We start from the raw sequence: 26,835 nt of genomic DNA on the forward strand, positions 1-26,835 counted from the left end.
TCGCACCTCGATTCACTCAAACAGTCCGGAATGCCATGACAGTTCGCACCAGATTCGCCCCCTCTCCAACTGGCTACCTGCACGTTGGCGGTGCCCGCACCGCGCTCTTCTCCTACCTCTATGCGCGCAAGCATGGTGGCCAGTTCGTGCTTCGCATCGAGGACACGGATCTGGAGCGTTCCACCGCCGAATCGGTGAATGCCATCCTGGAAGGCATGACCTGGCTTGGGCTGGATTATGACGAAGGCCCCTTCTACCAAACGCACCGTTTCGACCGCTACAACGCGGTCATCGACGAGCTGCTGGAGAAGGGATTGGCCTATCGCTGCGATTGTCCCAAGGATCGCCTGGAAAAGCTGCGCGTCGACCAGATGGCGCGCAAGATGAAGCCGCGCTATGACGGTCGTTGCCGGAATCGCCAGATCGACCCCGATACGCCGCACGTCATCCGCTTCAAGAACCCGGTGGACGGCGCCGTGGTCGTCGACGACATGATCCGCGGCCGCGTGCCCTTCAGCAACGAGGAGCTCGACGATCTCATCATTCGCCGCAGCGACGGCGCGCCGACCTACAACCTCTCGGTAGTCGTCGACGACGCGGACATGGAGATCACCCACGTCATCCGTGGCGATGATCATCTGACCAATACGCCGCGTCAGATCAACATCCTCAAGGCGCTGGGCTTCGAGCCGCCGCGTTACGCCCACGTGCCCATGATTCTCGGCGACGACGGCGCGCGGCTCTCCAAGCGGCACGGCGCGGTCAGCGTCATCGCCTATCGCGATCAGGGGTATCTGCCGGAGGCGCTGCTGAACTACCTGATCCGCCTCGGCTGGTCTCACGGCGATCAGGAGATCTTCTCGGTCGAGCAGATGATCGAGCTGTTCGACATCAGCGACGTCAACAAGGCGGCCTCCGCCTTCAACACGGACAAGCTCGACTGGCTCAACCAGCAATATATTCAGCACGCCGAGCCCGCCCGCATCGCCCGGCTCCTGAGCCCCCACATGGGCAAGCTCGACATCGATCCCTCGACCGGGCCGGAGCTGGCGGATGTCGTCACGGCTCAGGCCGCCCGCGCCAAGACGCTCACCGAGCTGGCCGAGATCAGCGCCTTCTGCTATCGCGACTTCGACGACTACGACGAGGGCTCGGCCAAGAAGCATCTGCGTCCGGTCGCCCGCGAGGGGCTGGAGAGGCTGCGCGCGGCCTTCGACCTGATGGCCTTCGAGGACTGGACGCCGGAGCAGCTCAAGCATGTGGTTGAGCGCGTGTCCGAGGAGTTGGAGGTCAACATGGGCAAGGTCGCCCAGCCACTGCGCGTGGCCATCGTCGGCCGGGCCGCGTCCCCAGGCATCGACGAGACCCTGATGCTGGTGGGCAAGGAGGCGACGCTGCGCCGGATCGACAAGGCATTGGCCTATATCGAGGCGCGCGCCTCGGCCTGACCGTTCAGATCTCGCCACACCGCCCTGCGGTGTGGCGAACCTCCCCGGCGCTCCGCGCCAGGAGACGTCAGAAGGAGTTGATGCATGTCCAGAAGCCGATACCACTTCACGGAGCCCAGCCGACCGCACTTCCTCACCTGTACCGTCGTCGACTGGCTGCCGGTCTTCACACGGCAGGCGGCGGTGGAGATCGTCTGGGGTAGTGTTTCTCGTGTCACCGCTCCGCGGTGACACGCGCTTCCTGGCGCTCCGCGCCACGCGACGTCAGAAGGAGTTGATGCATGTCCAGAAGCCGATACCACTTCACGGAACCCAGCCGACCGCACTTCCTCACCTGTACCGTCGTCGACTGGCTGCCGGTCTTCACGCGGCAGGCGGCGGTGGAGATCGTCCTGGATTCATGGCGTCACCTTCAATCCCACGATGGCCTGAAGCTCTACGGCTACGTGATTCTCGAGAATCACCTGCATGCCGTCGCCCAGGCGCCGAATCTCCCCAGCGTCTGGCGTCGATTCAAGTCCTTCACGGCGCGGGAGATCATCGATTTGCTCGAAACCAAGGGCGCAGAGCCTTTGCTGAAGCGGCTTCGGGAGGCGCTCAAGGCCCATCGGAGCGATCGTCTCCATCAGTTTTGGCAAGAGGGATCGCACCCGCAGGGGATCGACGGGGAGGAGATGCTGCGTCAAAAGCTCGACTACATCCATCAGAATCCGGTGAAGCGCGGTTACGTCGATTGCGCGGAGCACTGGCGGTGGTCGAGTGCGAGGGACTATGCGGGGCAGGAGGGCTTGATCGAGGTCGATACCCGCTGGTTGACGGAGTAGGCGCGGAGCGCCGGGAGGGACGTGTCACCGCGGAGCGGTGACACGAGATCAGGGCGAGTGGCGTCGGTGCTTGGCACTCTGCGCCGCGAGGCAGGGCGCTGGCGCTGGATGAGCGCACGGAGGCATGTGGGGCGGGGGGGGATCGAGGTCGATACCCACTGGTTGGCGGAGTAGGCGCGGAGCGCCGGGAGGGACGTGTCACCGCGGAGCGGTGACACGAGATCAGGACGCGCGGCGTCGGCGCTTGGCGCTCCGCGCTGCGTGCTCCGGAACTTACGAGCCGCCTCAGCTCTCCCACATCACATTCTCTCCATCCGCCGCTGCGGCTTTGAGCAGCTCGATGAGGGGGAGGGCGCGGTGGGCGAGACTCACGCGCTGAGACTCGTCGCTCTTGCGCGCCCCGGCGGTCTGCGGATCCAGCGGCTCGTCCGCGTGCTCGGAGACGGCCGTCTGGAGCCGCTCGAGTGCGCCTGGCACGTCTTCGGCGAGCAAGGCACTCGGTATGGTCCCGCTATGCCCCATCAGCTTGATGAGTGCGACGGCGACGTCGCCGAACATGGTGATCGGCGCGTAGGCCTTGGTTTGAAATGTGACCAGCATGGAAAGTCCTCCGGGTCGTTGGTGATTGGGGCGGACGCCTTTGCCCACTGCGGGGCGTCCAACCACTGCGCTCGAGCTCCACGAACATGGGGGCATCCGTGTCGCGCGCCCGGGGGCGATCTGGATCCGATCCCGCGCGGGCGGCGGCAACACGCCTTACAATTCGCCTGGTACCCGCTAGAATGCGAAGCCCATCGACCCTGCCGCCCTCCGAGAGACCATGACTGACGCCGCTGAGTTGCACCCGAGCAAGTTGCACCCGACCAATTTTATCCGTCAGATCATCGAAGCGGATCTGGCTGGCGGAAAGCACAACCGCATCGCGACCCGCTTTCCGCCGGAGCCGAACGGCTATCTGCACATCGGTCACGCCAAGTCGATCGTCCTCAATTTCGGTCTGGCGCAGGACTTTGGCGGCACCTGCAATCTGCGCTTCGACGATACCAATCCGCACAAGGAGAACCTCGAGTTCGTCGAGTCGATCAAGGCGGACGTGCGTTGGCTCGGCTTCGATTGGGCGGACCGGCTCTATTTCGCCTCCGACTACTTCGAGCGGCTCTATGGCTTCGCAGTGGAGCTGATCGAGAAGGGACTGGCCTACGTCTGCGAGCTGGACGCCGAGCAGATGCGCGCCTACCGCGGCACCCTCACCGAGCCCGGCAGGGAGAGCCCCTACCGCAACCGCTCGGTGGCGGAGAACCTCGATCTCTTCGCGCGCATGCGCGCCGGTGAGTTTCCGGACGGCTCGCGCACCCTGCGCGCGCGCATCGACATGGCCTCGCCCAACATCAACCTGCGCGACCCGGTCCTCTACCGCATCAAGCATGGCGTGGTGCACCACCAGACGGGCTCGGCCTGGTGTCTCTATCCGACCTACGACTATACCCACCCCCTCTCGGATGCGCTCGAGGGCATCACTCACTCGCTCTGCACCCTGGAGTTCGAGGATCACCGTCCGCTCTACGACTGGTGCATCGACAACGTCTCCGTGCCGAGCAAGCCGCGCCAGATCGAGTTCAGCCGTCTCAACCTCGAATACACCGTCATGAGCAAGCGGCGCCTGACCGAGCTGGTCTCGGAGTCGCATGTTCAGGGCTGGGACGACCCGCGCATGCCGACCATCGCCGGACTGCGCAGACGCGGCTATACCCCGGCCGCGATCCGTGCGTTCTGCGCTCGCATCGGCGTCACCAAGGCGGAGAACCTGGTCGAGATGGCGATGCTGGAGAGCGCCATCCGCGACGACCTCGACGCCCATGCGCCGCGGCGCATGGCGGTGCTGCGCCCGCTCAAGGTGGTGCTGACCAACTACCCCGAGGGTGAGGGCGCGCAGCTCGCCGCGAGCAACCACCCCAAGGACGAGGCCATGGGCAGTCGGACCCTCTCCTTCGGGCGTGAGATCTACATCGATCGCGGCGACTTCGAGGAGGTGCCGCCCAAGGGCTTCAAGCGCCTGGTGCCGGACGGGGAGGTGCGCCTGCGCAATGCCTATGTCATCCGCTGCGACGCGGTGATCAAGGACGCCGCCGGCGCGGTCGTGGAGCTGCATTGCTCCGTCGATCTCGACACCCTGGGCAAGAACCCCGAAGGCCGCAAGGTCAAGGGCGTCATCCACTGGGTGTCCGCCGAGCACGGCGTCCCGGCCGAGGTGCGCCTCTACGATCGCCTCTTCGGCGTGCCGACGCCAGGGGCCGGCGGGGCGGACTATCGCGATGAGATCCACGCCAGCTCGCTGCAGATTCTCGCAGGCTGCATGCTGGAGTCGGCCCTGCGCGGCGTGCAGCCGGGCGAACGCTTCCAATTCGAGCGTGAGGGCTACTTCGTCGCCGATCCGGACTCGACCCCCGAGCGACCCGTCTTCAATCTCACCGTCGGACTCCGGGACACCTGGGGCAAGAGCCAGAAATGACGGATCGCGAATCAGACAGCCGCAGCCCCGTCGGCGCCAGCGGCATTCCGGCGCATGAGCGCCTGGCGGCCAACCTGGGTGTGCGCCTCTATGCCTCTCTCGCCAAGCCTGATCGCATCCTCGAGCATTTCCGCGCGGAGGCGATCCGCGCCCTCGAGCTGACCCGCAAGCTCCCGGAGGAGGCTGGCGCCAGAGCGGTGCGCATCCGACGTTTTCCCGGTATCGAGGCCGACAGCCGGCAGTGGTCCGTCTATATGACGCTCGACCACCTGGTGATGGTCAATACGGCGATCACGGCGCTGATTCATGCCATCTGCTCGGACCACCGTCATGGTGTCGAGATCCGTCTCGAAGACGCGCAGCCCCATGTCAGCGCGGGTCCGGACCGCATCACCGCGCTCGAGGTCCTGGTCGAGCGGTATGCGCACCAGATCCAGTGTCTCGGGGTTCTGCGCTCGCGCGCGCGCTATCCTCACCCCTGGTTCGGCCCCATGACCGCCCGCCAGTGGCATGCCTTGGCCGCGCTGCACAATCGGATGCACCGCGTGCAGATCGAGAAGATCATCCGCCGCTTGGACTGAGACCGTGAGTGAACCCGTCGCCGAAGAGGGCGCCGCCGTGACGCGCCAGGCCGCGCTCGAGCGTCTCCATGCCGATCTCGAGGGCTGCCGGCGCTGCCCGCGGATGTTCGGGCCGCCCGTGCACAGCCTCGCCGTGCTCTCCTCGATCATGCTCATCGGTCAGGCGCCCGGCACGCGCGAGATCGAGCAGAAGCGCCCCTTCTGCTGGACCGCCGGCAAGACGCTCTTCGGCTGGTTCCAGTCGATCGGACTGACCGAGCAGGCGTTTCGAGAGCAGGTCCTGATGAGCGCGGTCTGCCGCTGCTTTCCCGGGAAGAACCCCAAGGGCGGCGACCGCGTCCCGGACCGCGACGAGGTCGGGCGTTGCAGCGGCTGGTGGCGCAGCGAACTGGATCTGCTGCGCCCGCGTCTGATCCTGCCGGTGGGCAAGCTCGCCATCTCGCAGCTCATGGACTGCGCACGCCTCAACGACGTCGTCGGCAAGCAATGGCCCTACCGCTCCGAGGCCGGCTGGACGGCCGACATCATCCCGCTCCCGCATTCCTCGGGCGCCTCGACCTGGTTCAAGATGGAGCCGGGTCGGGAGCTTCTGTCCCAGGCGCTGGCGCTGATCGCCGCGCACCCCTGCTGGCGGGAACTCCCACGGGCGCGCCATGCCCTCAGCACCTGATGGCCCGACGCCTCTGCGTGATCCGTCCCTAGCCTGCCAGGACGATCGCGTCGCCTATGTAACTTCAATCCTGGGTTTTCCATCATGACCGCCGACCAGATCCACGCCTTCTTTCGCAACGACCGCTTCGCCGAGCATGTCGGTATCGAACTCCTGGATGTCGGGTCGGGCAGGGCGCGCGCGCGGCTGGAGATCGGCGAGCGGCACCTGAACGCGGTGGGTGTGGCGCATGGCGCCGCCATCTTCAGCCTGGCCGACCTGGTCTTCGCGGTCGCCTCCAACTCGCATGGGAGCGTGGCTCTGGGTGTCAATGTAGCGGTTTCCTTTCTCAAGTCGGCCGGTCGCGGCATCCTCATCGCCGAGGCCGAGGAAGTCTCGATCAACCCCAAGCTGGCGACCTACCTCATCCGCGTCACCGATGAGGGCGACAACCTGATTGCGCTCTTCCAGGGCACTGTCTACCGCAAACGCGACGCGCTCGCCGGGCATCTGCCCGCCCGGAGCGATGGATGATCAAGCTGCATCATCCCTCACCCGTCGCCTTCGGGCTGGTGGTGATCGGCGACGAGGTGCTCAATGGCGATCGGGTCGATAGCCACTTGCTGACCTTCAAGCGCATGATTCACGAGCGCGGTCATGAGCTGGCCTGGCACTGGCTCTTGCCGGACGACCCCGAGACACTGACGGGGCATCTGGCCTTCTCCATGGCGCGGCCGGATCCGGTCTTCGTCTGCGGCGGCATTGGCGCGACGCCGGACGATCACACCCGCGCCTGTGCCGCCGCGGCCGCGGAGGTCGCGCTGGTGCGGCATCCAGGGGCGCGGGCCTTGCTCGAAGCCAAGTTCGGCGCCGATGCCTACCCCAATCGCATCCTGATGGCGGATCTACCGGAGGGCGCGGAGCTCATCCCCAACCCGATCAATCAGATCCCGGGTTTCTCGATCGCCAACCATTGGTTTCTCCCAGGCTTTCCCAAGATGGCTGGGCCGATGGGCAAGTGGGTGCTGGACCAGCGATTCGGACACTGCGCGGCCCTGCAGGAGGCCGTGCTGGTCGTTCGGGGCGTTCCGGAGAGCCGTCTGGTGCCCCTCATGCATCGCCTCGCCACCGCCCATCCGGATCTCAAGCTCTTCAGTCTGCCCCACATGGGCGATGACCCGCACATCCTGCTCGGTTTTCGCGGTCGGTCAGGGCTCAAGGCCGCGATGGCCGACCTGCGTCAGGCGCTCGACGGCGAGTCGATCGGCTACGCCGAGGCGTCGTCGTAGGGGTTTTGCGCGCCCTTCTGGCGCGATCTCACGGGGTTTTCGAGATCGCCGTCACAACGCTCGGCACTTGCCTTGATGGGGGAATGACCACGCCGTAGCATCGTTCGCTGTCCGATTCCAGGGATCTGATCGACACGCGTCCATGACGAGACTAGGTGCCACCGAAACCCATCGCCGCGGCCCGAGCGCAGCGCGCGTCACCGCTCTGCTGCTGCCACTCTGCCTCGCGCTAGGCACGGGCTCTAGCTGGGGCGGCACCAAGGGGCGCGAGGTCGATCTCTTCGACATGAGCCTCTCCGAGTTGCTCGGCCTGCAGATCACCACGGCCTTCAGAAAGGCCGAGTCCATCTCCCAGGCGCCGACCGCCGTCTTCGTCATCGCCCAGCAGGACATCCGCCGCTCCGGCGTGACCAAGGTGCCGGAGGCCCGGCGCATGGCGCCCGGCGTGCCGAGCTGGCCGACATGCCGATGACCAGCTTGGAGCGGTCCGTCTATCTCAAAGGTGAGTCTGGACTTCTGAGCGTGGCGAAAGGCTCGCGGCAAGGATCTTTCATGGATGCCCCGATTCAACCCAGCCAGGCGTCGCGCGACCGGGCGGACTGGAGCCATGGCGATGGATTCAATGGGTCCATTCTGGTCATGCCGCTGACTGCGTGGCGGCGATTCGCCATCCGCCTCCGGCCGGTGTTCGCCCTGTTCTCTTTGTTCGTCGTGCTGCCAGCTCATGCCCTGGAGCCTTCGCGTGAAGACCTGATCAAGGCGGCCATCGTCTACAAGATCGGCAAGTTCGTCGACTGGCCCGCCAACGCCTTCGCCGTTGCCGACGCCTCTCTGTGGGTCTGTCTGCTGGGTGAAGATGGCTTCGCAGCGGCACTCGCGGGTGTCGCGGGGCGCAAGGTCCAGGGACGCCGCATCGACTTCAAAGTCATCCCGGTGACCGGATCGCCTCAGCCGGAGGACTGTCACATCCTCTTCGTTCCCCGCTCTGCCAGCAGCCAGGCGGGTGCGGTGATCTACACGCTCACGGGCAAGCCCGTCCTGACCATCAGCGACATCCCCGGCTTTGCGCGCAGCGGCGGCATGATCGCGCTGGTGCGTAGCGGCACTCGGATCGGCTTCGAGATCGATTCCCGGGCGGCGTGCAGTGCCGGGCTCGCGATGCGCGCCCAGCTGCTCGACCTGGCGGAGATCGTCGAGTGATGCGGGGGCATGGTCCCTGGCGTCGAACGACGGGCCGCCCAGGCGTCGAGTACCGTCCTCTAACGTCTCTGAAGACGCGGTGCACCGCGCGATGAGACGTTTCCTCAACCGACTCCCCATCAAGGCCAAGCTCATCGCCATCGTGGTGGGCGTGACCTCCCTGGTGCTGGTGCTGGCCACCCTGGCCTACCTGTTCGCCGAGCATCGGGCGCAGCGCGCGGCCATGACCGCCTCCGCCACGGCCTTGACCCGGGTGCTCGCCATCAATGCCGCGGCGGCCGTGGTCTTCGACGACCCCGAGGCGGCCGGTGAGATTCTGGGCGCCTTGAGCGAACAGCCGGACGTGCTGGCAGGCTGGATCCTCAAGACGGACGGGGTCCGGCTGGCCGCCTACGCCAAGCGCGGTGCCGCGCCCGAACGCCTGCGAGAGATCGGCGCGACGCCCTTCATGCCGGAGACCGAGAGGCTGCTGGGGTTCCACGACTTGCATGTCGCGGTCGTCCAGCCGATCAAGGTCAGCGGGCGGCTGGTGGGCTTCATCGACCTGCGCTTCGACCTCGCGCCCCTGGAGGCCAGTGCCAAGCGCCAGCTCGTCATTGCCGCCATGGTGGTGGCGCCGGCCCTCGTGCTGGCCTTTCTGCTCGCCTCGGCCCTGCAGCGGCTCTTTTCCCGGCCCTTGATGTCGCTCATGCAGACCATGGAGCGGGTCTCGGTCGAGGGCGATTACTCCATGCAGGCGCCGATGTTCGCGGAGGATGAACTCGGCACCCTGACGCAGGGGTTCAACGGCATGCTGGAGCAGATCCGCAAGCGCGACGACGCCCTGGCCGCGGCCATGGTCGAGCTCAAGGCGGCGAAGGAGGCCGCTGAGTCGGCCAGCTCGGCCAAGTCCAGCTTCCTGGCGACCATGAGTCACGAGATCCGCACCCCGATCAGCGGCGTCCTCGGCATGACGGAGCTGCTGCTCGACACGCCGCTGAGCGCGGCCCAGCGTCGCCTCACGCAATCGGCGCACCGCTCGGCCATGAATCTGCTCGCGGTGATCAACGACATTCTGGACTTCTCCCGCATCGAGGCGGGGCGGTTGGAGTTGGAACGCGCGCCCTTCGATCTCCAGCAGGTGCTCAACGATGCCATGGAGGTGTTGCAGGTGCCCGCGCGCACCAAGGGCATCGAGATCGCCTTGCGGCTGGATCCCGAGCTGCCTTGCGACCTCATCGGCGATGCGACCCGGCTGCGCCAGGTGGTGCTGAACCTGGCCGGCAATGCCGTGAAGTTCACCGAGCGGGGAGGGGTCGAGATCCACATGGACGCCGTGGAGGTCGGGCCGGATCAGCTGCGCCCGGATCAGGTGCGCCTGCGCTGCCGTGTGAAGGACACCGGCATCGGCATCCCCGAGGCGGCGCTCGCGGCCATCTTCGATCAGTTCGCTCAGGCGGACAGCTCCACCTCGCGCCGCTTCGGCGGCTCCGGACTCGGGCTCGCGATCTCGCGCCAGCTGGTCCGGCTCATGGACGGCGACATCCAGGTGGAGAGCCGCGCGGGCGAGGGCTCGACCTTCTCCTTCGAGGCGCGCTTCGCGGTCGATCTCAATCCCAATCCCGCCGCGCGCCCGGCGGCCGTCGCGGCGCAGCCGGGCAGTCTTGCCGGGCATGTCCTGGTGGCGGAGGACAATCCCGTCAATCAGCAGCTCGCCGAGGGGATGCTCGAACACCTGGGCTGTCAGGTGACGCTGGTGGCCGATGGGCGCGCGGCGGTTGAGGCGATGAGCTGCGGGCACTTCGATCTGGTGCTCATGGACTGCCATATGCCGCGCCTCGATGGCTTCGCGGCGGCGCGCCTGGTGCGTGATCGAGAGGGTGGGGGCCGGCGCATCCCCATCATCGCGCTGACGGCGGACGTTCAAGCCGAGACAGCGGGGAAGTGCCTCGCCTCCGGCATGGATGCCTACCTCAGCAAACCCTACACGACCGCGCAGCTCGCGCGCCTGCTTGCCGACTTCCTCCCGCACCAGCGCCCCGAGGCGTCGCCCGGCGCCTCTCCGCGCGCGCCGGGTGGGACCGATTTCATGGATCCCACGGCGCTGGATGAGATCCGCAACCTGCAGCAAGCCGGCGGGCCGGACCTCTTGACACGGGTCATCGATCTCTTCCTCGCCGACACCCCACCGATGTTGGCGCGGATCCGGCGGTCGTTGGAGCAGGGCGACTACCAGGGGCTGCATGAGGCGGCGCATCGGATGAAGTCGAGCGCCGCCCATCTGGGCGCCAACGCGCTTTGCGGGCAGTGCGCCGAGCTGGAACAGCTCGCGGCGGCAGGCGGTATTCCCGATGCGGGCGCGCGCATCGAGCGGCTGGAGGCGGACTACGCCAGGGTTGCCCTGGCCTTGAAAGAGGCGCGTCGCGCATGAGCAATGAAGGAGGCACCTGATCCCATGTGGAATCGACGACCCGCTGCGACGGCAGCACTGGTCGCGGCAGGCATTGGCCTTGCCGTGCTGCTGAGCCCCGAGGTCCGCGCGGCCGATCCGGATCTGCAGGCCCTCAAGGGGCTGAGCCTGGAGCAGCTCGCCGACCTGCAGGTCTCCATCGTCTCCAAGCGCCCGGAGCGCCTCGCGGACAGCGCCGCCGCCGTCTACGTCTTGACCGAGGACGATATCCGGCGCAGCGGCTACACCAGCATCCCGGAGCTGCTGAGGTTGATCCCAGGCTTCAATGTGGCCCGCATCGATACCGCCGAGTGGGCCATCACCACGCGCGGGTTCAACGGGCGCTTCGCCAACAAGCTGCAGGTGATGATCGATGGGCGCAGCGTCTACACGCCGCTCTTCTCGGGCGTGTTCTGGGAGGCCTTCGATACCCTGTTGGAAGACATCGAACGCATCGAGGTCATCCGCGGTCCGGGCGCCTCCTCCTGGGGCGCCAATGCCGTGAACGGCGTGGTCAACATCATCACCAAGCACGCCGCCGAGACCCAGGGCACACTGATCTCCGGCTATGCGGGTAACGCGCAGCGCGGCGGCGCGGCCCGCTATGGCGCGCCCGTCGGCGAGCATGGCTACCTCAGGCTCTACGCCAAGTATGACGACCGGCTCGCCGAGCCCAATCTGGTCGAGCCCAATCTGACCGGGCTCCTGGACGACGACGATTTCTCCGCAAGCAGACTCGGCTTCCGCGGCGACTGGGATCTCGCCCCAACGGACAACCTCACCCTGCAGGGCGACGTTCAGTCCAGCGACGCGGAGGATCCCTGGCTCTCCGGCGGCAACCTCATGCTGCAATGGGATCATGCGCGTGCCTCGGGCGCGACCGACACCCTGCGCATCTACTACGACCGCTCGGATCTGGAGACAGGCATCGACAACGAGAACCTGACCGAGGATCTCGACACCATCGAGACGGAATACCGGCACCGCTTCGCTACCCTGGGCCGCCATGATCTCAACGCCGGTCTCGGCTATCGCTGGTACAACAGCCGCATCGACGGCTCCGACCTCAATGGGGCCGATCCGGCGGAGCGCCAATTCGATCTCTTGAGCGCCTTCGTCCAGGATGAGATCCGGCTGCTCGCGGAGCGTTGGTACCTGACGCTGGGCACCAAGCTCGAACACAACGACTTCACCGGCTTCGAGATCCAACCCAGCATTCGCACCCGCTGGAACCCGCGGCCGGACGCAACCCTGTGGGCGGCCGTTTCGCGTGCGGTCCGCACGCCCTCGCGCGGGGAGCTGGATCTGTTTGGCGAGAGCGCCGCGCTGAGCGGGGACAGCGCCGTGCTTGGGTTGCCGATCGTCTTCCGCTCCACCGGGGTCAGCGTCATGGAGAGCGAGACCCTGAACGCCTACGAGGCGGGTTGGCGCTGGCGTCCGACGCCGGTGCTCGGGTTCGACCTGGCGCTCTTCTACAACGACTACGATGAGCTGCGCACCCTGGAGCTGTCCGCCGCCGAGCTGAGTCTGGTCCCCTATCCGCGTTGGGTCATCGACACCACGCCTGACAATCGGCTGAAGGGACAGACCTATGGGGCCGACCTAGTCGTCGATTGGCGTCCAAGCGACACCCTGAAGCTGCAGGCCTGGTACTCACTGATGCGCATGGATCTGCAGCCCGACGCGGTCAGCACGGACCCGGAGGCCGCTGTCCTGGCCGGGCGCTATCCGCAGCAGGAGGCCGGGCTGCGGGCCGGGCTGGACCTGCGCAGCGACCTGGAGCTGGACCTCTACGCGCGGTTCGTGGATCAGTTGCCGGACTTCGACGTGGATGCCTATCTGGAGCTCGACGCCCGCCTTGCCTGGCGGCTGGATCCAAAGGTCACGGTCGCGCTGGTTGGGCGAAATCTACTCAATCCCAGCCATCTCGAGTACGGGGACGAGACCCTGGGCGGCACACCGCACCTGATTGCCCGCGAGGTGATGCTACGTATCGACATTCGATATTGATGAGCATTGAGCAGGACGCCAGCGGTCATTGAAGGGACGAACCGTGCGCCGATCCAGATGGTTTCAGCCTGACCCCCCGGGCAACGACAAGCGGGCATCCGTCGCCTGGCGGCGGATCGCGCCCGTCTGTCTGGGTCTGGTATTGAGCTGCGCTCCCGCGGGCGCTCCGCGCACCGAGAGCTTCTCCGAGATCGAGGTGCGCGCCGTCTATCTCTACAACTTCGCCGCCTTCGTCGACTGGCCGGCGAGTGCCTTCGAAACGTCCAGTGCTCCCTTGCGCTACTGCGCACTGGCGATCCCGGCGCTGCAGGATGACCTGCGTGAGGTCCTATCGGGCGAAACGGTCAATGGACACCCGCTGGAGCTGATCGTCGCGGAAGATCGCGAGAGCTGGCGGCGCTGTCATCTGCTCTATATCGATCACAGCGCCCAGCCCCGGCTCGCACAAGTCCTGGCCGCCACGCGCGGTCGGCCCGTGCTGACGGTGAGCGACTCAGAGGCATTCGCGCGCGAGGGCGGCATGATTGGCCTGGTCCGCAAGGGCGGCAGGCTGCGCACCTTCATCAACCGCGATGCGGCCATGCGGGCCGGCATCCGCATCAGCTCCAAGCTGCTGCGGATCGCGACCCTGGTCTCGGAACGGCGCCAGTCGCCATGAGCCCCGGCGGGTGTCCTGCCGGGACTCATGGCGACTGGCGGGCGGCGCAAGTGTGTGCTGGTGCGCGGAATTCGCTCGACCTGGCGCGCCTTGTTGATGGCGGTCACACCTCGATGTCACCCGCATTGCCCGGCCAGGCCGCTGCACCTAGGATGATGATTAGAGGGGTCAGGTTGCGTATCTTTGGTGTCGAGACACGCGTCGCGGGATCCCTTGAGTCGCTGACGGACGCCGTGCCGCCGAGAGCCTTGGCGGGTGGCTGTCTGTCCGCCGTCTGATCGGGGCGGCGTCGATCATCCTTCGGTTGCGCCAGGCAAAGCCTGGAAGGAGAGGAAGATAGCGAACGGATAAGCAAATCGGAAACTCCTTGTTGCGGCCCACCGGGTGCAAGTCCCGAGCCGGTAAGGATTGGCCATCCACCGGAACCGAGTGTGGCGTGGTTCGGGAGTGATCCCGCCTGCGAAGCGAACACAGGGGGCGTGTAGGCTGTGTGATAGAGCCCCGAAACTGATGCCAGCGGAGCCGACGTAGTCCGAACATCGGAAGGCAACAGTCTCGACATCGTAACGGCCTGATGTCGAGACTCCGCCGGGGTCTGAGAGCAGGGCATGCACGCACGGGTCGCCCAGGAACCTGGGAGGGCTCAGTCGTTCCTTGTCCGTGACGCGGTGCGGGCGCCGCGGAAGAAGCNTGGGGAACGCACCCGAGCGGACCCACGGGAGGGAAGCGGCCGATCGGTTGAGACACCGTCTGGAGGGACAGATGGCGCAAACATTGGGTTGCGAGACCATCACAACGAAACAAGAGACGATCGCGAACTTGGCGAGAGAGGCGCCGGGGATGGTGCTGACCACGCTGGCGCACCACATCGACCTGATGTGGCTGGAAGAGGCGTACCGGCGCACGCGCAAGGACGGCGCGGTGGGTGTGGATGGCGTCACCGCCGAGGCGTACGAGGCGCGGCTGCACGAGAACTTGAGCGATCTGCTCGAACGGTTCAAGAGCGGTCGCTATCAGGCGCCACCGGTGCGACGCGTTCACATCCCCAAGGAGGGAACGAAGAAGACCCGGCCCATTGGCATACCGACTCTGGAAGACAAGATCCTCCAACGGGCGGTGTTGATGGTGCTGGAGCCGGTCTACGAGCAGGACTTTCTGGACTGCTCCTATGGCTTCCGTCCAGGACGTAGCGCCCACCAGGCGCTGCAAGCCTTGTGGGACGGGGTCATGGACCTGCGCGGTGCCTGGGTGATTGACCTCGACATCCAAGCCTTCTTCGACAGCATGGAGCGAAGCCATCTCCATGCCTTTCTCGACTAACGGGTACGTGACGGTGTGATCCGTCGCGTGCTGGGCAAATGGATGCATGCCGGCGTCATGGAAGAGGGGGTCATCCACCATCCCGAGCGGGGCAGCCCGCAAGGGGGTGTGATCAGCCCGCTGGTGTCGAATCTCTACCTGCACGAAGTCCTCGACCGCTGGTTCGAGGACACCGTCAAGCCGCGCCTGCGCGGGCGGGCCTTCATGGTCCGCTTCGCTGACGATGCGACCTTGGCCTTCGAGCGGGAAGAGGGCGCACGGCGGGTCTTGGAGGTTCTGGCCAAGCGCCTGGCGCGCTTCGGTCTGACGCTTCACCCCGAGAAAACTCGCCTGGTGGACTTTCGTCGTCCGCCCTGGCGGCGAGGAACGCGGCGCTCGCAACGCGGGCGCAGCTTCGACCTGCTCGGCTTTACGCATTACTGGGGACGCTCCCGGAATGGACACTGGGTGGTGCAACGCAAGACGGCCAAAACCCGCTTTCGCCGCGCCGTGCGGCAGATCGGGCAGTGGTGCCGCCGCCATCGTCATCTCTCGGTGGCGGAGCAGTGGCAGACACTCGAGCGCAAGCTCAAAGGCCACGACGCCTATTATGGGATCACCGGCAACGCCCGTGCGTTGGTGCGGTTCCGACAGGCGGTCCGCCGCCTCTGGCGCAAGTGGCTGAACCGTCGTTCCTATCGGCCTTCGCTCAACTGGGAGGCTTTTGCGCGCCTGCTCCAACGTTATCCCTTGCCGCCCGCACGTGTCGTTCATAGCAACTATGTCGCGTAGCGACTGCTCAACCGAGGAGCCGGATGCGGTAGTCCCGCACGTCCGGATCTGTGGGAGCCGCGGGTGCATAAGCACCCGCGGCCACCCGGTACCAGTCGTCTTCGGTAGGGTGGACAAGCGCAGCGCAGTCCACCAACAACGGCGCGGGGTTCGGTGGACTTCGCTCTCGCTCGTCCACCCTACCGGTCCAACCGATGACCAAGACCGGTTCGGCGGCGTGTTTCGCGATTGGTTCGGAAGGCGCTCTCATTCTCTAAGAAAATCGAGAATCACGTTGACGCAATTTGGTACTTTGCATACCACTATAACGATACACTTTTGCTCAAGGCATCCGCATAAGAGAAATCATATAGTGCAGATCCCGCATGGCTTCAAGCCGTCTTGAGCAACACGCCGTTTTGGTGACACTTCGCTCAACGCCAAAAATCCGCGACGGGCTCCCGGTTGCGGCGGTTGCCGCTCCTACCGACCGAGCCCCGTGCTGGCGTTACTGACTGCACGGATCCCTTTCTCCGCCCCCTGCTCTCCAAGGAATCTCGACACGCCCTGCAGTAGCACCCGTTCATGAGCCGCGCCTCCGGCACTGCGATGCCTGGTCTACAATCCAGCCTCAAACCAGAGCAGCCGCAAGAGACGCCCTCCCTTGAATGACCTCATCCGCCTGCGTGGCGTCCGTCAGAACAACCTCAAAAACCTGGATCTGGACCTGCCGCTCGGCGAGCTGATCGTCGTGACAGGCGTCTCCGGCTCGGGCAAGTCTTCGCTCGCCTTCGACACCCTCTACGCCGAGGGCCAGCGGCGCTATGTCGAGACCTTCTCGCCCTACGCCCGCCAGTTCCTGGATCGCATGGACCGGCCGGCGGCGGACCGCATCGAGGGCATCCCACCGGCCATCGCCATCGATCAGACCAACCCGGTGCGCACCTCGCGCTCCACGGTCGGGACCATGACGGAGCTGAACGATCACCTGAAACTGCTCTTCGCGCGGGCGGCCCGGCTGTTCTGCCATGGCTGCGGACGGCCGGTGCGGCGGGATGCGCCGGAGGCGATCTGGGAGACGCTGTTGGCCGAGGCGGGTGAGGCCTCCCCTCGCCTGCTGATCGTCTTCCCCGTCGCCGTGCCCGAGTCGCTTGGGCTGGAGAGCGTCAAGGAGATGCTCGCCCAGCAGGGCTACATCCGACTGTTGAGCGAAGGCGCCGAGCGGATCGAGGTGATTCAGGACCGCATCCGGCTCACGCCGGCGAACCAGGGGCGCGGCATCGAAGCACTGGAGACCGCACTGAGCAAAGGCCACGGCCGCGCCCTGGTCTATCCGCTGAATGCCGACAAGCAGCCAGGCGCGCCCTGGCGCTTCTCCTCGGACCTGCACTGCGCCGAATGCGATATCGGCTACCAGGAGCCGACGCCCAACCTCTTCTCCTTCAACTCGCCCTCTGGCGCCTGCGACAGCTGCCGCGGTTTCGGCCGGACCATCGGCATCGACTGGTCACTGGTGGTGCCGGATGCCTCGAAGTCACTGATCGAAGGGGCCATCAAGCCCATCCAGACGGACAGCTATGCCGAGGTCCAGGAAGACCTGATGCGCTTCGCCCACACGCGCGGCATCCCGACCGACGTGCCCTGGCGCGACTTGACCGACGCCGACCGCGCCTGGGTCATCGAGGGCGACGGCGACTGGGACGACGGCGTCTGGTATGGAATGCGCCGCTTCTTCGCGTGGCTGGAGGGACGCAGCTACAAGATGCATGTGCGGGTGCTGCTCTCGCGCTACCGCAGCTATGACGTCTGCCCCGCCTGCGATGGGGCGCGGTTGAAGGACGCGAGCCTGGACTGGCGGGTCGGCTCCAAGGCACTCGCGGACCAGGCGATGGCGCCGGATCGGCGCTTCCGCCACGCCCGCACCCAGATGCCGCGGGCGACCTGGGACGCCCTACCGGGACTCAGTGTCCATGACCTGCTCTGTCTGCCGATCTCAAGCGGCCGCGACTTCTTCCAAGCGCTGCGACTCGACGGCGTCATGGACCAGGCGATGGACCTGCTGTTGACCGAGCTACGCTCCCGCCTCGGCTATCTCTGCGAGGTCGGACTCGGCTACCTCACGCTCGACCGTCAGTCCCGCACCCTCTCGGGCGGCGAGGTTCAGCGCATCAATCTGACGACCGCGCTCGGCACCTCGCTGGTCAACACCCTCTTCGTCCTCGACGAGCCGAGCATCGGACTGCACCCGCGCGACATGGACCGCGTCGTCCAGGTGCTGCAGCGGCTGCGCGACCGCGGCAACTCGCTGGTGGTGGTCGAGCACGACCCCCAGGTCATGCTCGCGGCGGACCGCATCATCGACATCGGCCCTGGGCCAGGCGAGCACGGCGGCAACATTGTCTTCCAAGGCTCGCCGGAGGCACTGCTCGACGCACCCGACTCCCTGACCGGCAGCTATCTCGCCGGTCGCCGACAGGTGGCCCCATCGCGCCAGCCGGAGCCGCCCGACGCGGACTGCCGCTGGCTCCAGATTCGCGGCGCCAGCGCCCACAACCTCAAGGCGATCGATGTCGCCATCCCGCTCGACCGCCTGGTGGTGGTGACCGGTGTCTCGGGCTCCGGCAAGTCGACCCTGATCCAGGATGTCCTCTACAACGCCCTCTGCCAGATCAAAGGTCACCCCGAGGCCCAGCCGGGCGAGCACGCGGCCATCGAGGGTCACGAGCAGATCGCGGACGTCATGCTCCTCGACCAGTCCAGCATCGGCCGCACCTCGCGCTCCAACCCGGCGAGCTATGTCGGCGCCTTCGACGTCATCCGCAAGCGCTTCGCCCAGGCGCCGCTCGCCAAGGAGCGCGGCTACACCGCCGGCACCTTCAGCTTCAACAGCGGCAACGGGCGCTGCCCGACCTGCGGCGGCAACGGCTTCGAGCACCTGGAGATGCAGTTCCTGGCCGACGTCTATCTGCGCTGCCCGGACTGCAATGGGCGGCGCTATCGGGACAGTGCGCTGGAGGTCAGGATCGGCGGACCCACCGTCGAAGGGGCTGCGCAGCGCGCCTGCTCCATCGCCGACGTGCTGGAGATGACGGCGACCGAGGCGCTGACCTTCTTCGCCAACGACAAGGATCTGCGCCGGGTGCTGGAGCCGTTGCGGGCGGTCGGCCTCGGCTACCTGCGGCTGGGCCAGCCGGTGCCGACGCTCTCCGGCGGGGAGGCCCAGCGGCTGAAGCTCGCCGGGCATCTGGCCAAGTCCGCCCGGCACAAGGCGCGCGACGGCGGGCTGCTCTTCCTGCTCGACGAGCCCACGACCGGGCTGCACTTCGCCGACATCGCGGTGCTGCTGACCGCGCTGCGGCACCTCATCGACAAAGGCCACTCACTGCTGGTCATCGAGCACAACCTGGACGTGATCGCCGCGGCGGACTGGCTGATCGACCTCGGCCCAGAGGGCGGCGACGGCGGCGGTGAGCTGATCTGCCGCGGGACGCCGGACCAGGTCGCCGCGCACCCGAGCAGCCACACCGGCCTCGCGCTCAAGCGCTATCGGGAGGAGCAGGCGGCAACGACGCGGCGCACACCGCGGCCCCAGCCGGCCGACGCCGTCGCCGACGACGCGGCGGCCTATCGCGCGGTTGCCGCCCAAGCGATTGAGATCCGCCACGCGCGCGAGCACAACCTCAAGGATCTGACGCTTGCCATCCCGCGCAACCGTCTCACCGTCATCACCGGCGTCTCCGGCAGCGGCAAGAGCACGCTGGCCTTCGACATCCTCTTCAACGAGGGCCAGCGGCGCTATCTGGAATCGCTCAACGCCTATGCGCGCCAGTTCGTCCAGCCGGCCGCGCGCGCCGATGTCGACGCCATCTTCGGCATCCCGCCCACGGTCGCCATCGAGCAGCGCACCAGCCGCGGCGGCGCCAAGAGCACGGTCGGCACCCTGACCGAGATTCACCACTATCTGCGGCTGCTCTATGTCAAGCTCGGCATCCAGCACTGTCCGGACTGCGGCGTGCCCATCGAGCCCATGAGCCGCGACGCCATCCTGGCCCGCATCCAGCGCGACCACGCCGGCGCGCTGGTGACGCTCATGGCCCCGATGATCGTCGCGCGCAAAGGCATCTACAAAGACCTGGCGGCCTGGGCCGCGAGCAAGGGCTGGCCGCTGCTGCGCGTCGATGGCGAGCCGATCGAGACCGCCCGCTGGCCCAAGCTCGACCGCTTCCGCGAGCACTCCATCGATCTGCCGGTCGGCGATGTCCGCGTCGAGCCCACTCAAGAGGCCGGGCTGCGCGACCTGCTCGCCCAGGCACTGGAACTCGGCAAGGGTCAGGTTCGATTGGTGCGGCTGGTCGACGGCGTCTGGGGCGCGGAGACGCCCTACTCCACGGCGCGCGCCTGCCACAGCTGCGGACGCGCCTTCGCCGAGCCGGATCCGCGCCTCTTCAGCTACAACTCCAAGCACGGCTGGTGCCCCGAGTGCTTCGGCGCCGGCCAGGTCATGAGCGGCTTCGATGCCGAGCAGACGGGCGAAGAGGGCCAGTGGCTGGAGGCCGATGGCGTGCATGCGCACAGCTGTCCCAGCTGCCGGGGCGCGCGCCTCAATACCGAGGCGCGCTCGGTGCGCTTTCGGGACCAGTCGATCGCGGATCTCTCCGCCCTGACCGTCGACCGGGCCGCCGTCTTCCTGGACCAGTTGAGCCTGGAGACCCGCGAGCAGGCCATCGCCCAGGACCTGCTCGCCGAGGTGCGCGAGCGCCTGCGCTTCCTGGCCGAGGTCGGGCTGGGCTATCTCACGCTCGACCGTGGCGCCCCGACCCTCTCCGGCGGCGAGGCCCAGCGCATTCGGCTCGCGGCGCAACTCGGCTCCAATCTGCAGGGCGTCTGCTACATCCTGGACGAGCCGACCATCGGACTGCATCCGCGCGACAACCGGCTGCTGCTCCAGACCCTGAGCCGGCTGGAGGGCAAGGGCAACACCCTGGTGGTGGTCGAGCACGACGAGGAGACCATCCGTCGCGCCGAGCACGTCATCGACTTGGGACCGGGCGCCGGCGTGCGCGGCGGCGAGATCATCGCCCAGGGCACGGCGGAGGAGCTGATCGCCAATCCGGCATCGCTGACCGGGCGCTTTCTCGGCCGCCCGCACGCCCGCTCGCGCCCGCCGCGTCCGGTCCACGGCAAGCTCGACTGGCTCGCCGTCCAGGGCGCCGAGCTGAACAACCTTCGGGGGCTGGACGTGCGACTGCCGCTCGGTCGGCTGGTCTGCGTCACCGGCGTCTCCGGCTCGGGCAAATCGACTCTGGTGCGCGAGGTGCTGGTCAAGAGCCTCGGCAACCTGCTGGGAGCCAAGCGGCCCGCCACGGGCCGCGCGCGCAAGACGGATCGGGTCGGCTGCCGCGGGTTCACCGGCTGGCAGGCGCTCACCCGCGTGCTGGAGGTGGATCAGACCCCCATCGGCAAGACGCCGCGCTCCTGCCCGGCGACCTATGTCGGCTTCTGGGACGCCATCCGCAAGCTCTTCGCCGCGACCCAGGAGGCGCGCATCCTCGGCTGGTCGCCGGCGCGTTTCTCCTTCAACACGGCGGACGGACGCTGCCCGGCCTGCGAGGGCCAGGGCATCCAGAAGCTGGAGATGAGCTTCCTCCCGGACGTGCGCATGACCTGCGAGGTCTGCGGCGGCAGCCGCTTCGACCGCGAGACGCGGGAGGTCCGCTTCAAGGGATTGGACATCGGCCAGGTGCTGGCGCTCGGCATCGACGAGGCGGCGGAGGTCTTCAGCGCCCACCGCGCCGTCCACCACCCGCTGACCCTGCTACAGGACGTGGGCCTGGGCTATCTGACGCTGGGCCAGCCGAGCCCCACCCTCTCCGGCGGCGAGGCCCAGCGCATCAAGCTGGTCACCGAGCTGGCCAAGGCCAACCCGAGCGCGGACGGCCCCACCCCACGCCCAACGCTTTATGTGCTCGACGAGCCGACGGTGGGGCTGCACATGGCGGACGTGGAGCGCCTCATCACGGTGCTCCATCGGCTGGTCGACGCCGGCCACTCCGTGATGGTGATCGAGCACAATCTCGACCTCATCGCGGAGGCGGATTGGGTGATCGACATGGGACCGGAGGGTGGCGATGCGGGCGGACGGGTCGTCGCCGAGGGGACGCCGGAGGAGGTCGCCGAGGGCAGCGCGCTGCCGACCGCGCTGGCGCTACAGGCGCACCTCGCCCACTGAGGTGTCGGCGCTCAGGTGTCCGAGGGCCGCTCGGCGAGCCTGATGCGATCCTTTCCGGCGCGCTTGGAGCCGTACATCGCCGCGTCCGCCACGCGAAACAGCTCCGGCATGTCGCCGGCGTGATCCGGATAGAGCGCCACGCCGATGCTCGCGCTGACCGATTGGCCGCCCCAGGCGAGGCGCCCGATGCGCGCTCGGATCATCTCGGCGACGGCGAGCGCGGTCTGCGCGTCGCCGAGCTCGCAGAGCAGCACCGCGAACTCGTCGCCGCCGAAACGCGCGACCACATCCTCCGAGCGGACGCGCAAGGTGCGCCCCAGCAGCTTCGCGACGTCCTTGAGCACCTGATCGCCGACCTGGTGGCCCTGGGTATCGTTGACGGCCTTGAAGCCGTCGAGATCGATCATCAGGAGCGCACAGCGTCGGCCGTGTCGGTCGGTGCGCGCCATCTCGCGCATCAGCCGCTCCTCGAACGTCCGCCGATTCGCGATGCCGGTCAGCGTATCCAGACTGGCCAACCGCTCCAGGTGCTTCTGACGGCGGCGGCGCTCCGCCATGACCGTGATGATGGCGCGCAGACCGATCGCCAGGAGGCCCAGCACCACCGCGCCGGAGACGCCCAGCGGTAGCAGGATCTCCGCGCGACGCCGATCGATGAATGCCCGTGGGACACGCGTCAGGACGCACCAGCGGCGCGGTTCGGCACCCATGCCGGCACTGATCCCAACGCTCATGAACAGGCCGATCTCCTCGACCAGATCCAGCCAGCGATAGGTATAGAGGCCCCGTGCGGTGTAGAAGTGGCCGGATGGCTGCTGCGTCATGCGCGACCAGGCGATGGGATCCTCGACCTCCAGCCGTCGCTCCTCGCCGCCGGGAAACATGAAGCCCCAACTCTGCGAGGCGTCCGGGGCGAGCAGCCAATAACCCTCCTGGTTCAGCAGCATGGCAACCCCGGAGGACATGCGTCCGACGCCGCTCAGCGTGTCGAGGAGGTCCTGCGCCAAGTAGTTGACGAGGATGATGCCGAGCGTGCGCCCGTCCGCGTCGACGACCGGCGTTCCGACGCGAATCATCGGCTTGTAGGGGATCTCGACGACACCCCGCTCGATGTTGAGGTCCAGCGCGGAGAGATAGACCTGGCCGCGCTCCAGCCCCAGGGCCTCCTCGAAATAGTAGCGACCCTCTTTGTCTTGAAGCGCGGCTTCCGCCACCACCACTGGATTCCCGCCGTTGCGATTGACGCGAACGATCTCTTGACCGCTCGCGTCGATGAACCGCACCTGATCGTAGACCCCCACATAGCGGCTGAAGGAGAGCAGTTCGGCCGCGCTCTGCGGGAGACGCGCGCGATCCCCGGTCGCCAAAAAGTCGCGCAGCTCGTTCTGCTCGGCGAGGATGAGCGCATCCGCGACCACATCGGTCAAGACGTGGCCGATCACCCTGGCCTGAGACTCGAGGGTCACCGCCTCCAAGGTCTCCAGCCTGTCGAAGAAATCCTCGGCAACCCACTCATAGAAGACGAGGATGATGCCGAGCGGCACGACGGCCAGAGGCAGGAAGAGCTTCCAGAATGACGGCAAGGGAGCCTGCGACAGGCGCGCCACCCAACGACGTCGGGTTCCGCCTTCACGTCCCACGGGGAATCCATTCATGATCACGAGCAACCAGTCAGACAAGGCACGAGAGGCCACCGATGGCATCGGCGCCACGGCAGCGGGTTCGCGATGGCCGGCGAGCACGGCCAACAGCAGGCCGCTCTGCGTGCTCGCGAGAGACCGGCACCCGACGTCGACCCAAAGAACCGAACGGCCGCTGACGACCCGTCGATGCGAGGCGCGCGTGGAGCATAACGTTCTTGACGCCGCTCAGACAACGGACCACCGGCGAACGGCCGGGGCCGTTGCGAGCACCCTCCGGGCTCGGCAGATCTTCTCGGCAGGATCCACATCTCCGACGAACGGGTCCGCCTTGCGGACCGCAATCGGGATCCGGCAAGGGACAGGCCAGACAAGATCAGGCACTATTCCCGTTGCGAGAGTGCCGATTTCCACTCGACTCTCCGCCGAAGATGCACGACGACCCGAACCAATTGCACGCGACATATGACAACCAATCAGAGCACGACCACCTTGAAATCGGCAGCCTGGACGACGCCGTCGAGCGCCCCCCAGGAGCGGCTTCGGCGTTACGACCGAATCCTGTTCATCATCCTGCTCGTCCATCTTCCGGTCATCATGTTCCTGATACCCATCGGATATGGCACCCAGAGCCTCGCCATCTATGCATCCAGCCTGGTCGGCCTCGTCGCGGTCACCGCCTATGTGCTGCTGCGCGGCACCCCCTGGTTCGGATTCATCTCGGGCATCCTCTTGATGACGCTCTCCGCCATCATGATCCAGACCCAGCTTGGCCGCATCGAGATGCACTTCCACATCTTCGTCGCGCTCGCGGTCCTGCTGATCTACAAGGACTGGCGCTACATCGCGGTCGCCGCCGCCGTGATCACGCTCCATCACCTCGCGCTGACGGCGCTTCAGCTCCACGCGGTCGGGATCGGCACCATGCCGATCATGCTCTTCAACTACGGCTGCTCATGGAGCATCGTATCCCTGCACATCGGCTTCGTGGTCTTCGAGGCCGTCGTGCTGATCTACTACGCGGTCCTCATGCGCAGGGACGAGCAGGTGGCGCGCATGCTCGCGGACGCCATCACCACCATCGACCAAAGCAAGGATCTGAGCCTGCGCATCGTGGACCGACGCAACACCCCGATCATTACCGCCTTCAACGAGATGATCCGCAAGTTCGCGATCCTGACCGCGGACGTGTCGAGCGCGGCGCAGAAGATCAAATCGGTCTCTCATCAGCTCGACGACATCGCCCGCATGTCCGAGGCGGAGATCTCCTCTCAGCACAACCAGACCGAGCAGGCGGCCACGGCGGTGACCGAGATGTCGCAGACCATCAATCAGGTCGCGGAGACCACCCAGACCGCCGCCGTGCTTGCCGCCACCGCCAACGAGAAGGCGCTCGACGGCCATGAGCGCTTCAACCATGCCGTGCGCTCGACCGCAGACCTGCAGCAGGTCATGGTGGAGGCATCAGAGTCCATTCGCCTGCTGGAAAGCAACGCGGTCAACATCGGCTCGGTCGTCGACGTCATCCGCGGCATCTCCGAGCAGACCAATCTGTTGGCGCTCAACGCCGCCATCGAGGCGGCGCGCGCGGGGGAGCATGGTCGCGGCTTCGCGGTGGTGGCGGACGAGGTACGCACACTGGCGCAACGCACCCAGGACTCCACCGCCGAGATCCAGGACATCATTCAAAGGATTCAGCAGGACATCGAGAGCTCGGTGGCCAAGACCGACTATGGCCAGCAGAAGACCACGGAGACCTCCAGCGAGATCCTGCGTGCCGGTCTGGCGCTCAACGAGATCCTGGAGTCCGTCGCGCAGATCAGCGAGATGAATGCGCAGATCGCCCAGGCCATCGAGCAGCAATCAGGGGTGGCCGAGGGCATCACCAGCAACATCGTGACCATCTCGACCCACAGCAACAATGTGGTGGAAAAGGCGAGAAAGAACCTGACATCGGCATCGACGCTGAAGAGCGTCTCCGGCTCCCTGATGCAGCTCGTGTCCGGCTATCGTTACTGATCACCAAAATCTCCACGGATGCGATCTGTCAACGGCAAACTGGATTAGTCCAGGTAAAATGCTCGGACTTAGTACACATCAACACGCCTCGATCGACAGCCGAACCCAGGAGAAACACCGCATGAAGACCGCCATTCTGATTACCGCCAGCGCCGCCAGCCTGCTCTTCGCCGCCGGCAGCCTCAAGGCCGCCGATGCGCCGGCCAACCCCAACGTGGACGAGGCCAAGGGCATCATCAAGCAGTTCGCCGGGCAGCTGCAGTCCGAGCTGAAGGCATCCCTGGACAACGGTGGCCCGATGAAGGCCGTCACCGTCTGCGAGAAGCGCGCGCCGGCCATCGCCGCCGGACTCTCGAAGTCCACCGGCTGGGACGTCAAACGCACCAGTCTCAAGGTCCGCAACACCGAGTTGGACACGCCGGATGCCTGGGAGAAGGCGGTTCTGGAGAAGTTCGAGTCACGCAAGGCCGCCGGCGAGGACGTCAAGACCATGGCCTTCGCCGAGGTCGTCGAGACCGCGAATGGCAAGGAATTCCGCTTCATGAAGGCGATTCCGACCCAGCAGGCCTGTCTGACCTGCCATGGAACCGAGATTCCCGAGGAGGTCGCGACCGCACTCGACGAGCACTACCCCGAGGACCAGGCGCGAGGCTTCAGCCTGGGCGACATCCGCGGGGCCTTCAGCCTGTCCAAACCCTTGTAACCGCTAGCGACCCCATGCCTCGGCCAGGGTCTGGAGAAGGACTTTCATGTCAGACGCGCGTTTCGACATCAGCTTCGACGGAACCCTCAAGGCCGAGGCCGACCCGACCAAGACACGCGAGCAGCTGCGCGCCCTCTTCAAGCTGGACGAGCAGGGCGTGGAGCGCCTGTTTCGGGGCAAGCCAGTCCTGATCAAGCGCGGTGTCGATGGTGCGACCGCCGCACGCTACAAGCGCGCCTTCGATGAAGTCGGCGCCATCATCCGGGTCACACTGGTCGAGGACGGCGTATCCGGCCAGACCGAGACCGATGCGGCGAACGATCCCCGGCCCCTAACGCCGGAAGAGGCATCGGGCCTCAGCCTGGCCCCAATGGGCGACTTCCTCGAAGAGGCGCCCGAGGTTAAGATGATCGAGCTGGACATCAGCCATCTGAGTCTGGTTCCAGGTCCGGAATGGACCCTCGCGGACTGCGAGCCAGATCCCCCTCACCTCGATCCGCCCGACACCAGTTACCTCACGCTGGCAGACATGGATGTGCCCCCGGACGACAACCAGACGCGTTGATCACCCCCGCCCC

The 26,835-nt window shown here is 66.5% G+C and carries 19 protein-coding genes and 2 pseudogenes; 19 read left to right on the forward strand and 2 right to left on the reverse strand.

The window, feature by feature from the left end; genetic code table 11:
* Positions 1-35 precede the first annotated feature (35 nt).
* The 3 genes from gltX (at position 36) to CKO23_RS08135 (ending at position 2,272) form a co-directional block, all read left to right on the forward strand.
* Entirely contained in the window at positions 36-1,448 is a 1,413-nt protein-coding gene (gltX, locus tag CKO23_RS08125; protein WP_200329873.1) for a glutamate--tRNA ligase, read from the forward strand.
* Between the two features lie 84 nt (positions 1,449-1,532).
* A complete protein-coding gene (locus tag CKO23_RS08130; RefSeq protein WP_200329875.1) occupies positions 1,533-1,679 on the forward strand; it encodes a hypothetical protein in 147 nt (48 codons plus the stop codon).
* A gap of 50 nt (positions 1,680-1,729) precedes the next feature.
* Positions 1,730-2,272, forward strand: coding sequence for an REP-associated tyrosine transposase (locus CKO23_RS08135; RefSeq protein WP_200329877.1), 543 nt, complete (start codon positions 1,730-1,732; stop codon positions 2,270-2,272).
* Between the two features lie 285 nt (positions 2,273-2,557).
* On the opposite strand, the gene CKO23_RS08140 is transcribed toward CKO23_RS08135, so the two are convergent.
* Positions 2,558-2,872, reverse strand: a complete 315-nt coding sequence (locus CKO23_RS08140; protein ID WP_200329879.1) for a DUF1840 domain-containing protein — start codon at positions 2,870-2,872, stop codon at positions 2,558-2,560.
* Positions 2,873-3,092: 220 nt separating this feature from the next.
* Between CKO23_RS08140 and CKO23_RS08145 the strand changes: the two genes are divergently transcribed.
* The 13 genes and pseudogenes from CKO23_RS08145 (at position 3,093) to uvrA (ending at position 21,895) form a co-directional block, all read left to right on the forward strand.
* Complete coding sequence (locus tag CKO23_RS08145; protein ID WP_200329881.1) at positions 3,093-4,781, forward strand: glutamine--tRNA ligase/YqeY domain fusion protein; 1,689 nt, start codon at positions 3,093-3,095, stop codon at positions 4,779-4,781.
* Positions 4,778-5,362 (forward strand): DinB family protein, encoded by a 585-nt coding sequence (locus tag CKO23_RS08150; RefSeq protein WP_200329883.1) that lies wholly within the window; start codon positions 4,778-4,780, stop codon positions 5,360-5,362. Before CKO23_RS08145 ends, CKO23_RS08150 begins: the two co-directional genes overlap by 4 nt.
* Before the next feature lie 4 nt (positions 5,363-5,366).
* Positions 5,367-6,032 carry a uracil-DNA glycosylase family protein gene (locus tag CKO23_RS08155; RefSeq protein WP_346014586.1) on the forward strand — a complete coding sequence of 222 codons (666 nt, stop codon included), beginning with the start codon at positions 5,367-5,369 and terminating at the stop codon, positions 6,030-6,032.
* Between the two features lie 84 nt (positions 6,033-6,116).
* On the forward strand, positions 6,117-6,545 hold the full coding sequence (locus CKO23_RS08160) for a PaaI family thioesterase (RefSeq protein ID WP_200329886.1): 429 nt from the start codon (positions 6,117-6,119) through the stop codon (positions 6,543-6,545).
* Complete coding sequence (locus tag CKO23_RS08165; RefSeq protein WP_200329888.1) at positions 6,542-7,300, forward strand: competence/damage-inducible protein A; 759 nt, start codon at positions 6,542-6,544, stop codon at positions 7,298-7,300. Before CKO23_RS08160 ends, CKO23_RS08165 begins: the two co-directional genes overlap by 4 nt.
* A gap of 142 nt (positions 7,301-7,442) precedes the next feature.
* Complete coding sequence (locus CKO23_RS08170; protein ID WP_200329890.1) at positions 7,443-7,772, forward strand: hypothetical protein; 330 nt, start codon at positions 7,443-7,445, stop codon at positions 7,770-7,772.
* An 80-nt stretch (positions 7,773-7,852) separates the two neighbouring features.
* The gene (locus tag CKO23_RS08175; RefSeq protein WP_200329892.1) at positions 7,853-8,500 is read left to right on the forward strand and encodes a YfiR family protein; all 648 of its coding nucleotides are present in this window, start codon (positions 7,853-7,855) and stop codon (positions 8,498-8,500) included.
* A gap of 91 nt (positions 8,501-8,591) precedes the next feature.
* On the forward strand, positions 8,592-10,910 hold the full coding sequence (locus CKO23_RS08180) for a hybrid sensor histidine kinase/response regulator (RefSeq protein WP_200329894.1): 2,319 nt from the start codon (positions 8,592-8,594) through the stop codon (positions 10,908-10,910).
* Between the two features lie 24 nt (positions 10,911-10,934).
* Entirely contained in the window at positions 10,935-12,938 is a 2,004-nt protein-coding gene (locus tag CKO23_RS08185; RefSeq protein ID WP_200329896.1) for a TonB-dependent receptor plug domain-containing protein, read from the forward strand.
* A 43-nt stretch (positions 12,939-12,981) separates the two neighbouring features.
* Complete coding sequence (locus CKO23_RS08190; RefSeq protein WP_200329898.1) at positions 12,982-13,596, forward strand: YfiR/HmsC family protein; 615 nt, start codon at positions 12,982-12,984, stop codon at positions 13,594-13,596.
* Positions 13,597-14,472: 876 nt separating this feature from the next.
* Positions 14,473-15,687 (forward strand): annotated as a pseudogene (gene ltrA, locus CKO23_RS25520) (group II intron reverse transcriptase/maturase).
* Positions 15,688-15,894: 207 nt separating this feature from the next.
* Positions 15,895-16,026, forward strand: a pseudogene (locus CKO23_RS08205) (IS1 family transposase); the annotation flags it as partial.
* Positions 16,027-16,330: 304 nt separating this feature from the next.
* Positions 16,331-21,895: an excinuclease ABC subunit UvrA gene (gene uvrA / locus CKO23_RS08210; protein WP_200329902.1), complete on the forward strand. Its 5,565-nt coding sequence runs from the start codon at positions 16,331-16,333 to the stop codon at positions 21,893-21,895.
* Between the two features lie 11 nt (positions 21,896-21,906).
* Here the strand turns inward: uvrA and CKO23_RS08215 are convergent, their stop codons facing one another.
* On the reverse strand, positions 21,907-23,478 hold the full coding sequence (locus CKO23_RS08215; RefSeq protein WP_200329904.1) for a sensor domain-containing diguanylate cyclase: 1,572 nt from the start codon (positions 23,476-23,478) through the stop codon (positions 21,907-21,909).
* Between the two features lie 522 nt (positions 23,479-24,000).
* On the opposite strand from CKO23_RS08215, the gene CKO23_RS08220 reads away from it, so the two are divergent.
* The 3 genes from CKO23_RS08220 to CKO23_RS08230 all read left to right on the forward strand — a co-directional run bounded on the left by CKO23_RS08220 (position 24,001) and on the right by CKO23_RS08230 (position 26,822).
* Positions 24,001-25,554, forward strand: coding sequence for a methyl-accepting chemotaxis protein (locus CKO23_RS08220; protein ID WP_200329906.1), 1,554 nt, complete (start codon positions 24,001-24,003; stop codon positions 25,552-25,554).
* Positions 25,555-25,675: 121 nt separating this feature from the next.
* Positions 25,676-26,257 carry a Tll0287-like domain-containing protein gene (locus tag CKO23_RS08225; protein WP_200329908.1) on the forward strand — a complete coding sequence of 194 codons (582 nt, stop codon included), beginning with the start codon at positions 25,676-25,678 and terminating at the stop codon, positions 26,255-26,257.
* 46 nt (positions 26,258-26,303) lie between these two features.
* Positions 26,304-26,822 carry a hypothetical protein gene (locus CKO23_RS08230; protein WP_200329909.1) on the forward strand — a complete coding sequence of 173 codons (519 nt, stop codon included), beginning with the start codon at positions 26,304-26,306 and terminating at the stop codon, positions 26,820-26,822.
* Positions 26,823-26,835 lie beyond the last annotated feature (13 nt).

Source organism: Thiocystis violacea, assembly GCF_016583565.1.
GTDB lineage: Bacteria > Pseudomonadota > Gammaproteobacteria > Chromatiales > Chromatiaceae > Thiorhodococcus > Thiorhodococcus violaceus_A.

Excerpts from the sequence above, each read along its gene's own strand:
- CKO23_RS08160 (WP_200329886.1), top strand. The coding sequence starts at position 6,117 with ATGACCGCCGACCAGATCCACGCCTTCTTTCGCAACGACCGCTTCGCC.
- CKO23_RS08185 (WP_200329896.1), top strand. The coding sequence starts at position 10,935 with ATGTGGAATCGACGACCCGCTGCGACGGCAGCACTGGTCGCGGCAGGC.
- CKO23_RS08170 (WP_200329890.1), top strand. The coding sequence starts at position 7,443 with ATGACGAGACTAGGTGCCACCGAAACCCATCGCCGCGGCCCGAGCGCA.
- gltX (WP_200329873.1), top strand. The coding sequence starts at position 36 with ATGACAGTTCGCACCAGATTCGCCCCCTCTCCAACTGGCTACCTGCAC.
- CKO23_RS08140 (WP_200329879.1), bottom strand. The coding sequence starts at position 2,872 with ATGCTGGTCACATTTCAAACCAAGGCCTACGCGCCGATCACCATGTTC.
- CKO23_RS08180 (WP_200329894.1), top strand. The coding sequence starts at position 8,592 with ATGAGACGTTTCCTCAACCGACTCCCCATCAAGGCCAAGCTCATCGCC.
- CKO23_RS08165 (WP_200329888.1), top strand. The coding sequence starts at position 6,542 with ATGATCAAGCTGCATCATCCCTCACCCGTCGCCTTCGGGCTGGTGGTG.
- CKO23_RS08230 (WP_200329909.1), top strand. The coding sequence starts at position 26,304 with ATGTCAGACGCGCGTTTCGACATCAGCTTCGACGGAACCCTCAAGGCC.
- CKO23_RS08135 (WP_200329877.1), top strand. The coding sequence starts at position 1,730 with ATGTCCAGAAGCCGATACCACTTCACGGAACCCAGCCGACCGCACTTC.
- CKO23_RS08220 (WP_200329906.1), top strand. The coding sequence starts at position 24,001 with ATGACAACCAATCAGAGCACGACCACCTTGAAATCGGCAGCCTGGACG.
- CKO23_RS08225 (WP_200329908.1), top strand. The coding sequence starts at position 25,676 with ATGAAGACCGCCATTCTGATTACCGCCAGCGCCGCCAGCCTGCTCTTC.
- CKO23_RS08145 (WP_200329881.1), top strand. The coding sequence starts at position 3,093 with ATGACTGACGCCGCTGAGTTGCACCCGAGCAAGTTGCACCCGACCAAT.
- CKO23_RS08130 (WP_200329875.1), top strand. The coding sequence starts at position 1,533 with ATGTCCAGAAGCCGATACCACTTCACGGAGCCCAGCCGACCGCACTTC.
- CKO23_RS08175 (WP_200329892.1), top strand. The coding sequence starts at position 7,853 with ATGGATGCCCCGATTCAACCCAGCCAGGCGTCGCGCGACCGGGCGGAC.
- CKO23_RS08150 (WP_200329883.1), top strand. The coding sequence starts at position 4,778 with ATGACGGATCGCGAATCAGACAGCCGCAGCCCCGTCGGCGCCAGCGGC.